The following is a 13,276-nucleotide window of genomic DNA, read 5'->3' as shown; positions in this document are numbered from 1 at the left end:
TGCTGGAAAAGGATAAGGGTGGCGCTTCGTCCCACAGGCTTTTGATTTCGGCTAGTCTTAAAGGGCTGGCTGGCCGGGTGCAATCGGCTCAGCGCCGGGCCGGGCGGTCCAGCCCCAGATGGTCGCGCAGGGTGTTGCCGGAGTAGTCGGTGCGATACAGGCCGCGCTTCTGCAGGATGGGGATCACCTGGTCCACGAACTCGTCGAACGCGCCGGGGAAGTGGGCGGGCAGGATGTTGAACCCGTCGGCCGCGCGCTCCACGAACCATTGTTCCAGCGTGTCGGCGACCGATTCCGGGGTGCCGCACAGCACCCAATGCCCGCGGGCGGCGCCGGTGAGGTTATACAAATCCCGCAGCGACATATTCTCCCGCTTCGCCTTCGCCAACATGGTGCGGGCGAAGCCATGGGAGGTGTCGGGCAGCGGCAAATCCGGCACCGGACCGTCCAACGAGAAGCGGGACATGTCGGTGCCCATGCGGTTGGACAGCATCTTGATCGCATTGGTCGGCGTCACGAAGCTCTGCAGGAAGTCCAGCTTCTGCTTCGCCTCTGCTTGGGTGCTGCCGAGCACGGGCATGACGCCGGGCAGGACGGAGATGTCGGATTGCGGGCGGCCATACTCCGCCATGCGGGATTTGAGCGCCGCGTAGCCCGCCTTCGCCTCGCCGAGGTCCTGCACGACGGCGAACACCACGTCCGCGGTGCGGGCGGCGAGCGCCAGGCCGGGGTCGGAGGCGCCGGCCTGCAGCACGATGGGGCGGCCCTGGGGGCAGCGGCCGATGTTCAGCGGGCCGCGCACATCGAAATAGGCGCCGTGGTGGTTGAGTTTATGCACCTTTGCCGGGTCGATATACTGCCCGGTCTCGCGGTTGATGGTGATCGCGTCGTCTTCCCAGCAATCCCACAGCCCGTTCACGACATCGACGAACTCCTCCGCGATGACGTAGCGCTGGTCGTGCGCCGGGTGGGTGCGGCCGAAATTGCCCGCTGCCTCGGGGCCGGAGGAGGTGACGGCGTTCCAGGCGGCACGGCCGTTGCTCAAATGGTCCAGCGAGGCGAAGGCGCGGGCGACGGTGAACGGCTCGTTGTAGGTGGTGGACGCCGTCGCCCCCAATCCCACGTGGCTGGTGGTGGCGGCCAGGGCGGCCAGCATGGTGATCGGCTCCAGCCGGACGGTGAAGGACGGGTGGGCCGCCGGGTCGGCGGACAAGCCGTCGCCCAAAAACAGCAGGTCGAACTTCCCACGCTCGGAAATACGGGCGATGTCCTGCACGACGGACAGGCTCTGGAACGTGTCGAACGCGCCGGGCACGCGCCAGCCGGCGATGTGATTGCCGGTTCCCAGCACGAACACGCCCATATGCATTTGCCGCTCGGTTGCCATTCGCCGTCCTAAACGTGTTCGCCCAATGCTGCGGTGCGTTGCAGCATGGGTCAATCGGGGCATAGGCTGCGGCATGGACCAGGACATGACAGCGCCGCCCGCCGTGCTCGGCTGGTTGCAGGCCCGCCAGGGTGAGATGCTCACCCTATTGGAGACGCTGGTGAACAGCGACTCGCCCTCCCGCGACAAGGCGGGGGTCGATGCGACGGGGGAGATCCTGAAACGGTTCTTCGCCGCGCACGACATTCCCGTCGAGATAGAGGGGCACGAGATCTACGGCGAGGCGATCCATGCCAGCGTGCCGCAGGCGGGCGCCAACGACACGCGGCCGATCCTGCTGATGGGCCATCGCGACACGGTATTTCCGCCGGGTGAGGCCGGGCGGCGACCGTTCAAGATCGAGGGCGATCGCGCCTACGGACCCGGCGTTGCCGACATGAAGGCCGGGCTGGTGATCAACGCCTTCGTCATGGCGGCGTTCAAGGCAGTCGGCGGGCATCCCGGCCCGCTGGCAGCGCTGATTACCTCCGATGAGGAAATCGCCTCCCCCTCCTCCCGTCCGATCATCGAGCGTGTGGGGCGGGAAAGCCGCGTGGTGCTGAATGGGGAGCCGGGGCGCGCCAGCGGCAACATCGTGTCGGGCCGCAAGGGCAGCGTGTTCATGCGATTCGCGGTGGCCGGGCGGGCGGCGCATTCGGGCGGCAATTTCATCGAGGGTCGGTCGGCGATCGGCGAATTGGCGCACAAGATCGTGGCGCTGCACGCGCTGACCGATCTGGAGCACGGTATCACGGTGAATGTCGGGCTGGTTGCCGGTGGGCAGACGGTGAACACGGTGGCGCCGAGCGCCACCGGCGAGATCGATTTGCGCTACGTCCATGCCGCCGACCGGGCATTTGCGCTGGAGAAGATCGGCGCGATCATGGACCACAGCACCGTCGCCGACACCACGGCGACGTGGGAGATCCTGGGCGAGTTTCTGCCGATGGAGATGACGCCGGACGCGCAGAAGCTGATGGATCTGTATGTCGAGGTGTCGGGCGAACAGGGCTTCACCGTGGGCGGCGAGTTCACGGGGGGCTGCGCGGATAGCGGGTTCACCGCAGCCCAGGGCACGCCGACGCTGTGCGGCCTGGGGGCGGTTGGCGGCAAGGCGCACACGGTGGACGAATACATGGAGGTGCCGACTTTGCTGACCCGGGCACAGGCACTGGCCGCATTGATCGCGCGGCTGGGGGAAACCGGGCTTTGAGCCAGGCGGTCTGCGACCCCGTCACGCTGGAAATCCTGCGTGGCGCGATCCGGGCCGCGCAGGCGGAGATGGAGGCGCTGCTGGAACGCACCGCCATTAGCGCGTTCATTCGCGAGAAGAAAGATTTCTACACCGCGCTGTTCGACGCCACCGGGCAATTGGCGGTCGGCTCGAACGTGCCGATCTTCGGCGACGTGGCAGCGCCGGTGCTGGCGGCGTTTCCGCCGGCGGGAATGCAGACCGGTGATCTGTATTGGTTCAACGATTGCTACAGCTCGCACGGGGCAGTGTCGCACAGCAACGACCAGGTGTTCCTGGCGCCGGTGTTCAGCGGGGCGACGTTGTGCGCCTTTGTGATGGGGTGGGCGCATTTCGCCGATATCGGCGGGTTGCGCCCTGGCTCCATCAGCCCCGATACGACGGATATCTTCCAGGAGGGGATCATCATCCCGCCGACGCGGCTGATCGCTGCCGGGGTGGTGAATGAGGCGGCGCTGGAGATCTTCCATCGCAACTCCCGCTTTCCGGAACAGAGCCGCGGCGACACCAGCGCGCTGATGGCGAGCGTGGCGTTGGGCGTGCGACGGACGGAGGAAATCCTGGTCCGCTTCGGCGCCCCCGTGGTGGCCGACGCACTGCGCCAATTGCTGGCGCGGACCGAGGCGCTGGTCCGCCGCCGCCTGGCCGAAACGTTCCCGGTGGGCACGCACCGCTTTACCGACATCATCGATTCGGACGGCCACGGCAACGGCCCCTTCCGCATGCGGTTCGCGCTGACGCGGACGCCGGACGACCGGTTCCTGATCGACACCACCGCGACGGACGACCAGGCCATCGGGCCGGTGAACTTCCTGATGAACAGCCACGTGCCCGGCACCGCGCTGGGCCTGTTCTTCCTGGGCGGTGACCCGGCGCAGGTCTGCAACGCCGGGGGCGCCAACGCGCTGGACGAGGTTCGGGTGCGCGAGGGCTCGCTGCTGCAGCCGCGCTTCCCGGCCCCGCTGGGGCTGCGCGGGCTGACGATGATGCGCGTGCTGGCGGCGCTGAACGGGCTGGTGAACGTGGCGGGCGGCGCGGCCCCGGCGGCGCATTCGGCCTATGTCATTCTGCTGCTGCGGGGGACGGCGGATGGGCACTCGTTCCTGATGTCGGACGGGGTGGGCGTCGGCTATGGCGGGCGACCGGACGCGGACGGCATCGATGCGGTGTATTTCGTGGCACAGGAAAACTATCCGGTGGAATTCCTGGAACTCGGCTACCCGGTGCGGCTGATTCGGTACGGCATCAGCATCGACAGTGGCGGCCCGGGGAAGCATCGCGGCGGGTGCGGGCTGGTGCGGGAATACGAGATCCTGGCCGACCGCGCCGTGCTGGCGATGCGCATCGATGGGGTGGACAACCCGCCCTGGGGTGTGGCCGGCGGCAAGGGTGGCGGATCCGGCCGGGCCGTGGTGAACCCGGGCACGCCGAACGAGCGGGTGTTGGCGCCGCTGTCGGACGGAAACGTGCTGGTGCGGGGCGACGTGCTGCTGCTGGAAACCGGCGGCGGTGGCGGCCATGGCCACCCCTACGACCGCCCGGCGGATATCGTGCTGGGTGACGTGCTGGACGGCTTCGTCTCGCCCGAGGCGGCTTTTTCCCACTATGGCGTGGCGATCGAGGCAGGGCGGGTGAACGACGCCGCCACTGCCTCCCGTCGCGCCGACCGCCCGGTCGCGGGCGCGTTCCACCGTCGCGAGTATGTCGATGTCCTTGAGTGAGCGTGGGCTGATCATCGCCGTCGATATCGGCGGCACTTTTACCGATGTGACGGTGCAGGATGCAGCGACGTCCCGCGTGATGCGGGCAAAGACGCCGTCCACACCGGGCGACCCGTCCGAGGCGTTCCTGACGGGCGTGGCGCTGGCGTTGAAATCCGTGGGCGCGAAGGCCGACGCGGTCGGTCGCGTATTGCATGGCACGACGGTCGCGACGAACCTGATCCTGGAGGGCAAAGGCGCCTCCGCCGCGCTGGTGACCACCGCCGGGTTCCGCCATGTGCTGGAGATCGGGCGGCAGGATATCCCGCGCGCCGCGAACCTCTACGCCTGGATCAAGCCCGCCCGTCCCGTGCCGCCGCGCAATGTGCTGGAGGTGACGGAGCGCGTCGGCCCCGGCGGCGCGGTGCTGACGCCGTTGGACGAGGACAGCGTCGCCGTCGCGGCCGGGCGGATTCGGGAGTTGGGCGTGGCCGCGGTGGCGGTGTGCCTCATGCACTCCTTCGCGCATCCGGCGCATGAACGCCGGGTCGCGGACCTGCTGCGGGCGGCGTTGCCGGGTGTGGCGGTGACGGCGTCGGTGGATGTGTTGCCGGAGGTGCGGGAGTACGAACGCTCCCTGGCCACCGTGCTGAATGCGCGGGTGATGCCGGCGGTGTCGGCCTATGTCGGGCAGTTGGAGACGCGGCTGCAGGCGGCGGGGATTACGGCGCCGCTGCTGCTGATGCAGTCCAATGGCGGCGTCGCGGGGGCGGCCACGGTGCGGCGGGCGCCATTGGTGACGGCGCTGTCTGGCCCGGCGGCGGGCGTGGTCGGCGCGCGGGCGGTTGGTGCGGCCGCCAGGTTCAGCGACCTGATCACCGTGGATATCGGCGGCACCAGTGCGGATATCTGCCTGATGAAGGACGGCCAGGTGGCGCTGACGCAGCGCGGCCGGGTCGGCGTGTGGCCCCTGCCCTTGCCGATGGTGGACATGGTGACGATCGGCGCAGGCGGCGGCTCGATTGCGCGGGTGGAGGATGGGGCGCTGCTGGTGGGTCCCATCAGCGCTGGCAGCCGACCTGGGCCGGCCTGTTATGGCAATGGCGGCCAGGCCGCGACGGTGACGGACGCGCATGTGGTGCTGGGGCATTTGCCCGCATCGCTGCTGGGTGGGCGGATGCGGTTGAACCCGGCCCTGGCTGCTGCGGCCGTGCGTGCGGTCGCCACGCCGTTGAATCTGTCGTTGCATGATGCCGCGCGTGGCATCCTGGCCATCGCCGACAGCACGATGATCGGCGCCATCCGTGTCGTGTCGGTTGAGCGTGGGCATGATCCGCGCAATTTCGCGCTGATGCCGTTCGGCGGCGCGGGCCCGCTGCATGGCTGCGCGCTAGCGGAGATGCTGGACATCAACACGGTGCTGATCCCGCCCGCGCCCGGCGTGCTGTGCGCCGACGGGCTGCTGGCGGCGGATTTGCGGGCGGAATTCACCCGTTCCGTCAGCAGCATGGATGTGGAGGCGGTGTTCGCGGAGTTGGAGGCGGATGCGCAGAATTGGCTGGCCAGCGAGGCGATTGCCGAGGCGGACCGCTGCACCGAACGGGTGGCGCTGATGTGTTACGAAGGCCAGGGCGGCGAATTGGCGGTGCCTTGGGCTGGCGACCGGGTCGCGACCGAGGCGGCGTTCGCGGCTGCGCATGACGCGCTGTACGGCTTCACGTTGATTTCGGCCGTGCGGCTGGTGACGGTGCGGGTGGAGGCACGCGGCTTGCTGCCGGAGCCGGTGCGTCCAACGCTATCGCCGGGCAATGGCGCGTATGCGGCTGGCAGTGCGGTCGTGCACTGGGCGAGCGGGACCGAGCACACGCCGTTATACGATCGGGATGCATTGGGTGCCGGCGATAATTTCGACGGGCCGGCGATCGTGACGCAGTTGGACACGACGACGTTGGTGCCGCCGGGCTGGTCCGCCGAAGCGCACGCCAGCGGCACGCTGATCCTACGGCGGAGCCTCGGTTAGGCCAACTCACGCCAACGACGGCAGGCGACTTGGCGGCCGGGTTCGGCATCGACCAGCACTTGATCTTCGGCACGGCAGGCCGGTTCGGCGTGCGGGCAACGGGCGGCGAAAACGCAACCGCGGTCGGGTCGGACGGCGCCGGGTGGCTCCCCTGGGAGCGGGGCGGGCATCTTAATGTTTGGATCGAGGCTGGGGGCGGCGGCGAGCAATGCGCGGGCGTAGGGATGCAGCGGGCGGGCGAATAGCGCCGCGGCTGCAGCGACTTCGACGATGCGGCCGGCATACATCACGGCCACGCGGTCGCACAGCCGGTGCATGACGCCAAGGTCGTGGGAGATAAAGAGATAGGACAGGCCTAACCGCTCGCGCAGATCCAGCAGCAGCGTCAGGACCGTTGCCTGCACCGACATGTCCAGGCCGGAGGTCGGCTCGTCCAGGATCACCAGGCGGGGATTCAGCGCCAGGATACGGGCCAGGCCCACCCGGCGGAGTTGCCCGCCCGAGAGTTCGTGCGGGTAGCGGTGGCGGATGCCGACGTCGAGGCCGACGGCGGCCAGAACCTGGTCGATGCGGGCGGCGCGGCCGGCCGGTTCGCCGACGATGACCAGGCCTTCCTCCAGGGTGCGGCCGATGCTCCACCAGGGGTCGAGCGCGGCGCCGGGGTCCTGGTGGACGTATTGGATCTGGCGACGCCGGGTGCGCGCCTGCGCTGGCGGCAGGTTGCCGACGGGGGCGCCGTCCAGCGTGATGGTGCCCGAATCCTCCCGTTGCAGGCCTAATATAGTGCGGGCGAGCGTGGTCTTGCCGCAACCGGACTCACCGGCCAGGCCCAGGATTTCGCCCGGCATGACGGCCAGGTCGACGCCGGCCACGGCGCGCACGGGGGGCACGGTCTTGCGCAGCCAGCCGCCCTGCCCGCCCAGCGACACGCGCAGGCCTTGCACGGATAGCAGCGGGGTCATGCCGCGGTCTCGTACAGGATGCAATCGGCCGTGTGGTCCGGCCCAACCGTCAGCAGGTGGGGCTTGCGCGCCGGGCAGGCGGATTGGGCGATGGGGCAGCGTGGCGCGAAGCGGCAGCCCGGCGGCATGTGCAGCGCCGGCGGCACCGTGCCGGGGATAGAAGCGAAACCCGTGCTACGGTCCGGATGGCAGGCAAGCAGGGCACGCGTGTAGGGGTGGCGCGGATTGGCAAGCACGTCCCGCGTGGGGCCGGTTTCCACCATCTGGCCGGCATAGATGACCGCCATTTCGTCGCAGGTTTGCGCGACCACGCCGAGGTCATGGGTGACGAACAGCAGGGCAGTGCCGGTTTCCGCGACCAATTCCTTCAGCAGGATCAAGATTTGCTGCTGCGTCGTCACGTCCAGCGCAGTCGTCGGCTCGTCCGCCACGATCAGCGCCGGGGCGCAGGTGAGTGCGGCTGCGATGAGAAGCCGTTGGCGTTGACCACCGGAGAATTGGTGGGGATAGCGCCGCAACGCGCCCTCGGGGTCGGGCAGTTGCACGCGGCGCAGCAGGTCCAGCAGGCGGGCGCGGTGGTCGCCGGGTGCGGCGTGGTTGCGCATGATCTCCAGCAATTGGGTGCCAACGCGGAACAGCGGGTTCAGCGCCAATAGCGGGTCCTGCGGGATGAAACCGATGCGGCGGCCGCGGATTTGGCTGTTCATGGCGCGATCGCTCATCGCCAGCAGGTCAATGCCGTCGAACGCGATGCGGCCGGATTCGACCCGCCCGCCCTTGGCCAGCACGCCCAAGATGGTGCGGATGAAGGTGGATTTGCCGCAGCCGGATTCGCCGACCAGGCCCATGATGCGCCCACGCTCCAGCCGCAGCGCGATGTGGTGCAGGATGCGGGCGACCCCTGCCTCGCCATGGATCGACACGCGCAGGCCGGAGACGTCCAGGATGGGGGCGCTCATCGGGAGCGCCGCAGCCGCGGGTCCAGGATGTCGCGCAGCCCATCGCCCAGCAGGTTGAAGCCCAAAACGGTGAACAGGATCGCCAGGCCCGGGAAGGTCGCGAACCACCAGGCGGCGGGCAGATACGTGCGGCTTTGCGCGACGGCCAGGCCCCAATCCGGGTCCGGCGGGGTGGCGCCCATGCCCAGGAAACCGAGCGTAGCGGCGACCAGGATGGTGAAGCCCAGGCCGATGGTGGCGCGCACGATGATGGGGGACGCAGTGTTGGGCAGGATGTGCAGCAGCAGGATGCGGGTGCGGCTGGCGCCCAGGCCCTGCAGCGCGTCCACGAACAAGGCGGTGCGCAATTGCCCGGTTTCGGAGAACACGATGCGAGTGAAGAACGGCCAGTACGTGACGACCAGCGCGATCATCGCACTTTCCAGCGACGGTCCGAGCATTTGCGCCAGCGCCAAAGCCAGCACCAGTTGCGGCAAAGCCAGGAACACGTCGGTGACGCGCATGATCGCCTCCGACACCCAACCGGTGCCGTAGCCCGCCACCAGGCCCAGCGGCACGCCGATCGCCATCGAGGCGCCGACCACCAGCAGCGAGACTTCCAGTGCGCCGCGTGCGCCGAGAATGACGCGGGAGAAGATGTCGCGGCCCAAATTATCGGTGCCGAATGGAAAATCGGCCGAGGGTGGCTTCAACCTGCGGATCAAATGGGAGGCGGATGCGTCCCCCGGATACGGCGCCAGCCATGGCCCGGCAATCGCCAGCGCCACGACCACCAGCACGATCAGCAAACCGACGCTGGTGGGGATGTCGCGCAGCAGGCGGCGGATTGCGGGCGGCATTATCGGCGCTCCCGCAGGCGGGGGTCGATGGCGGCCTGCGCCAGGTCGGTCAGGATGTTCACCACCGCGTAGATGACGCCGATCAGCAGGGTCACGGCCAGCAGCACCTTGCTGTCGGCAGTCAGGATCGCCTGGACAGTGTAGTTGCCGATGCCGGGCCAGTCGAAGATGCTTTCCACCACCACCGACCCGGCGATGAGCCCGCCGAATAGCAGCCCGATCTGGGACACGGCGGCGAGAACCGAGTTGCGCAACACATAGATCCAGATCAGCCGTTGCCGGGGCGTCCCCGTGGCGCGAGCGTATTGCACGAAGTCGCGGCTCATCGTGTCCAGCACGCCGGCGCGGGTGAAGCGGGCGATGGTGGCGATGCCGCCCAGGGCCAGCGTTGCGGCGGGTAGCACGATGTGGGCGAACGCGTCGGTGAACACGGTGAGGTCGCCGTGCAGCAGGCTATCTACCAACAGCAACCCGGTGGGACCGGCGGGGGCGGCGAGCCCATCCGTCAGTCGTCCGCGCAGCGGCAGCCAGCCGAGCCGCATGGAAAAGAACATCTGCAGCATGATGGCCAGCCAGAACGTCGCCACGGCGACGCCTGCCACGGATAACAGGCGCAACGTGATGTCCGGCCAGCGGTTGTGGTGCATGGCGGCGACCACGCCGATCGGGATGCCGAGCGCGGTTGCCAGGATCAATGCCACCAGCGTCAATTCCAGCGTGGCCGGCAGGCGGCCCAATAGATCGGTCGCGACGGGGCGGCTGGAATATTGGCTGTCGCCGAAATCCAACTGCGCCACATCGGCGACGTAGCGCACGAACTGCACAGCCAAAGGCTGGTCAAGCCCATATTGGTGGCGGATGCGCGCAATCTGCTCCGCCGTGGCGTTGTCGCCGGCGAGCGTGGTGGCCGGGTCGGCGGGCGAGACGTGGATCATCAGGAACGTCACGACCAGCAACCCGAATAGCGACGGGATCGCCAGCAAGGCCCGGCGTAGGATGAAGCTCATTGCGTCAGGTGAGCTGCATCCATCGGATTTCGCCGCCACTGCCAACGGGGCAGAAGCGGTAGTTGGAAATACGGCGCGACAGGCCGCGCAATTCCACCGTGTTGTAGACCCAGATATCCACGCAATCGTCGACGATCTGCTTGGTCGCCTTCTCGTACAGCGCCTGGCGCTGTCCCTGGTCCACCTGGCCGCGCGCCTGCCCCAGCATGTCGTCCACCGCCGGGTTCTTGTACCAGGAAGACGCCTTCCACGTGCCAGAGAATTGGCTGTCGTACATCTGTCCGACCCAGTTCTCGGGGTCGACGAAATAGGTGCTGACCCAGTGGATCCACATGTCGGGCGTGGTGTCCGCCTTGGCCGTGTTGCTGGTGATATTGGCCCAGGTGTCGCCGACGACCTTCAGGTTGATCCCAATGCTTTGTAGGTCGCTTTGGAACAGCTGCGCGGCCTGGTTGGTCTGTTCCAGTTGGGACTGGATGTGGATCTCGACCGGACGCTTCATCGGTGCGCCCTCGGCCATCGCCTTCTTCATGTAATCCTTCGCCTTGTCGAGGTCGTACTCGTACAGCGCGGCATCCTTCGGGAAGCCCCATAGCGTGTTCGGCATGGGCGTGCCGTCGCGGTCGGCGTAGCCCTTCAGGATGTCGGTGATGAAGCCGCCGTAGTTGAAGGCGTGGGCAAAGGCCTTGCGTGCGTTGAGGTTGTCGAACGGCGGCTTGGCATTGTTCATGCGGATGACGAACACCCGCATCGAGGTCGATTTTTCAACCCGGGCGGATTTGCTGGACTGGATCTGCTCCACCTGGTCGGTCGGCAGGTAGCTGTCCGTCATGTCGATGGAGCCGTTCATCAGGCCCAGCACGCCGGTGGAGGTTTCGTGCGCCAGGCGATACAGCACGGTTTCCACCGGCTTCGGATTGTCCTTCCAGCCGTAGAAATGGTCGGGGAAACGCTGCAGGTCCAATCGCTCGATCGGGGTGTAGCTCGCTGGGTCTAGTTTGTACGCGCCCGACCCGGCCTCGTTGGAGGCGAGCCAGGTGGCGCCCCAGTCATTCGCCTTCTCGTTCGGCTTGATGGCGCGGGGGTTGACGATGGCGACGATGGGGATGGCAGCCAGGAAGGGACCGTACGGCTTGTCCAGTTGGAACTTCACCGTGGTCGCATCCGGAGCGGTGATGTTGGCAGGTTTCAGGATCGGCAGGAACGCACTTGCCGGCGCCTTGCCCAGCGCCAGTACGCGCTGGAAGCTGTAGACGATGTCGGCCGCGGTAACGTCGCTGCCATCGTGGAACTTGGCGCCCTTGCGCAGGGTGAAGGTCCAGGTGAGGCCATCGGGCGACGAGGTGTGGCTTTCGGCCAGCCAGGGCTGCATTTCGGGCGGGTTACCCTCGTAGCGATACAGCCCGTCATAGGTGTTGAGCGCGTAGCCCATCATCGGCACGTCGAAAATCTGGTGCGGGTCCAGGTTCTGGGGCTGCCCATCCGACCGGACGATAGTGCCAGCCTGGGCGGCGCTGGCGCGGCCGGCCGTGGCAAGCATGGCGGCGAGCGAGAGCGCACCGGCCTGGCGTCGGGTCAAATCCATTTGGTAGAGATCCTCATCGCAACTTTGTTCGGACAAGCAAGGCGCATGCCGCACGCCGGACCAGCTTCGGCGCAGCGACTGCCTGCATTCCCGCCAGTTTGTAACACCGTTTGCCTATCTCGTCAGCGTCTGTGGATCGTGGGCGGAATACTACACCAATTCCTTGCGTTCGCTGCTTGACTCGAACGGCCCGGTTGCGATCCAGTGCCGCGCATAAGGATCCGACGGCAAGGAGCGCGGCAACGCCTGCCTCCGCCGCGGGCCAGGCCGGGTGAGACGCTGAGGGGGGATGCCGCATAGGCGGAGCCGCCACAACCGGAGTGCCACCAATGTTGCCCACTCTGTCGCGTCGAGACCGACTGACACACCACCTGGCCCTGCCTGGGTTCGGCCACTTCCTTCCTGCCGCCTCCTGATCGAAAGCACTTTATCCTATGCAGCTCGGCGTCTTTCTTCCTATCGGCAATAATGGTTGGCTGATATCGACCACCTCACCGCAATACATGCCGAGCTTCGAGTTAAACCGTACTGTGGTGGAAAAGGCCGAGAAGTTCGGCTTCGACTTCGCGCTGTCCATGATCAAGCTGCGCGGGTTTGGCGGCCCGTCCGAGTTCTGGGACCATAACCTCGAATCCTTCACCATGATGGCCGGGTTGGCGGCAGTGACCAGCCGCATCCAGCTATTCGCGACCATTGGCGTGCTGACCATGCCAGCGCCGATCGTCGCGCGGATGGCGGTGACGATCGACAGCATCTCCAACGGCCGGTTCGGGGTGAACGTCATCTCCGGCTGGCAGGAGAAGGAGTACAGCCAGATGGGAATCTGGCCCGGCGATGCGCACTATCAGCGCCGCTACGAGTATTGCGAAGAATACGTGACCATCATGAAGGAGCTGTGGGCCACCGGTCACTCCGACTTCAAGGGTGAGTTCTTCCAGATGGATGATTGCCGCTGCAGCCCGCTGCCGAGCCGCCAAATCCCCATCGTATGCGCCGGGCAGAGCGACCGTGGGACGAAGTTCGCAGCCGAATATGCCGATTTCAACTTCGTCGCCTCCACCGCCTTCAACGACCCGTGCACCATCGCCGGGCCAGTGGCGCGCCTGGTGGCAAAGAATGCCGAGTTGGGCACCAAATGCGGCGCGCTGGTGCTGCTGATGATCATCGCCGACGAGACGGATGACGCCGCCCTCGCCAAGTGGGAGCATTACAAGACCGGCACCGATTACGAGGCGATGGCCTATCGCGACGGCCAGGCGAGCAATGACAAGCAGGCCGATGTCAATTCCACCGTCGACCGCTTCGCCAAGACGACCAAGGCCCGGCTGCCCACCGCGCAGAGCGTGTTGTGCGGGTCCTACGCCAAGATCGCCGCCTTGCTGGACGATTTGGCCGCAGTGCCCGGCGTGCAGGGCGCCATGCTCACCTTCGACGATTTCGTCATCGGGATGGAACAGTTCGGCACCCGCATCCAGCCGTTGATGAAGAGCCGCCAGCAAGCCCTGTCCCAAGCCGCCTGATCCCTT

The 13,276-nt window shown here is 67.1% G+C and carries 10 protein-coding genes; 4 read left to right on the top strand and 6 right to left on the bottom strand.

Annotated elements, in window-relative coordinates; genetic code table 11:
- Positions 1-88 precede the first annotated feature (88 nt).
- On the bottom strand, positions 89-1,387 hold the full coding sequence (locus tag GSQ76_RS04390; protein WP_158742679.1) for an LLM class flavin-dependent oxidoreductase: 1,299 nt from the start codon (positions 1,385-1,387) through the stop codon (positions 89-91).
- Positions 1,388-1,472: 85 nt separating this feature from the next.
- Here GSQ76_RS04390 and GSQ76_RS04385 point away from each other — a divergent pair, with 85 nt between their 5' ends.
- The 3 genes from GSQ76_RS04385 to GSQ76_RS04375 are packed head-to-tail and all read left to right on the top strand — an operon-like array spanning position 1,473 to position 6,398.
- A complete protein-coding gene (locus GSQ76_RS04385; protein WP_158742678.1) occupies positions 1,473-2,639 on the top strand; it encodes a M20 family metallopeptidase in 1,167 nt (388 codons plus the stop codon).
- A complete protein-coding gene (locus tag GSQ76_RS04380) occupies positions 2,636-4,399 on the top strand; it encodes a hydantoinase B/oxoprolinase family protein (protein WP_216850890.1) in 1,764 nt (587 codons plus the stop codon). Before GSQ76_RS04385 ends, GSQ76_RS04380 begins: the two co-directional genes overlap by 4 nt.
- Entirely contained in the window at positions 4,386-6,398 is a 2,013-nt protein-coding gene (locus GSQ76_RS04375; RefSeq protein ID WP_216850889.1) for a hydantoinase/oxoprolinase family protein, read from the top strand. Before GSQ76_RS04380 ends, GSQ76_RS04375 begins: the two co-directional genes overlap by 14 nt.
- Here GSQ76_RS04375 and GSQ76_RS04370 read toward each other — a convergent pair.
- From GSQ76_RS04370 to GSQ76_RS04350, 5 genes are read right to left on the bottom strand one after another with little or no spacing between them, the layout of a single operon-like run.
- The gene (locus tag GSQ76_RS04370; RefSeq protein WP_158742676.1) at positions 6,395-7,360 is read right to left on the bottom strand and encodes an ABC transporter ATP-binding protein; all 966 of its coding nucleotides are present in this window, start codon (positions 7,358-7,360) and stop codon (positions 6,395-6,397) included. The two genes, GSQ76_RS04375 and GSQ76_RS04370, sit on opposite strands and share 4 nt — an antisense overlap.
- Complete coding sequence (locus tag GSQ76_RS04365) at positions 7,357-8,319, bottom strand: ABC transporter ATP-binding protein (RefSeq protein WP_158742675.1); 963 nt, start codon at positions 8,317-8,319, stop codon at positions 7,357-7,359. The genes GSQ76_RS04370 and GSQ76_RS04365 overlap by 4 nt, the downstream gene beginning before the upstream one ends.
- Positions 8,316-9,158 (bottom strand): ABC transporter permease, encoded by an 843-nt coding sequence (locus GSQ76_RS04360; RefSeq protein WP_158742674.1) that lies wholly within the window; start codon positions 9,156-9,158, stop codon positions 8,316-8,318. The genes GSQ76_RS04365 and GSQ76_RS04360 overlap by 4 nt, the downstream gene beginning before the upstream one ends.
- Positions 9,158-10,165 (bottom strand): ABC transporter permease, encoded by a 1,008-nt coding sequence (locus GSQ76_RS04355; RefSeq protein ID WP_158742673.1) that lies wholly within the window; start codon positions 10,163-10,165, stop codon positions 9,158-9,160. Before GSQ76_RS04355 ends, GSQ76_RS04360 begins: the two co-directional genes overlap by 1 nt.
- A gap of 4 nt (positions 10,166-10,169) precedes the next feature.
- Complete coding sequence (locus tag GSQ76_RS04350) at positions 10,170-11,750, bottom strand: ABC transporter substrate-binding protein (protein WP_158742672.1); 1,581 nt, start codon at positions 11,748-11,750, stop codon at positions 10,170-10,172.
- Positions 11,751-12,184: 434 nt separating this feature from the next.
- Between GSQ76_RS04350 and rutA the strand changes: the two genes are divergently transcribed.
- Entirely contained in the window at positions 12,185-13,270 is a 1,086-nt protein-coding gene (rutA, locus tag GSQ76_RS04345) for a pyrimidine utilization protein A (protein WP_158742671.1), read from the top strand.
- Positions 13,271-13,276: the final 6 nt, after the last annotated feature.

Source organism: Acidisphaera sp. L21 (assembly GCF_009765685.1).
In the GTDB taxonomy this organism is placed as follows: Bacteria; Pseudomonadota; Alphaproteobacteria; order Acetobacterales; family Acetobacteraceae; genus LMUY01.
Note: the sequence above shows the minus strand (reverse complement) of the source record. Positions and strands in the feature narration are given on the sequence as shown.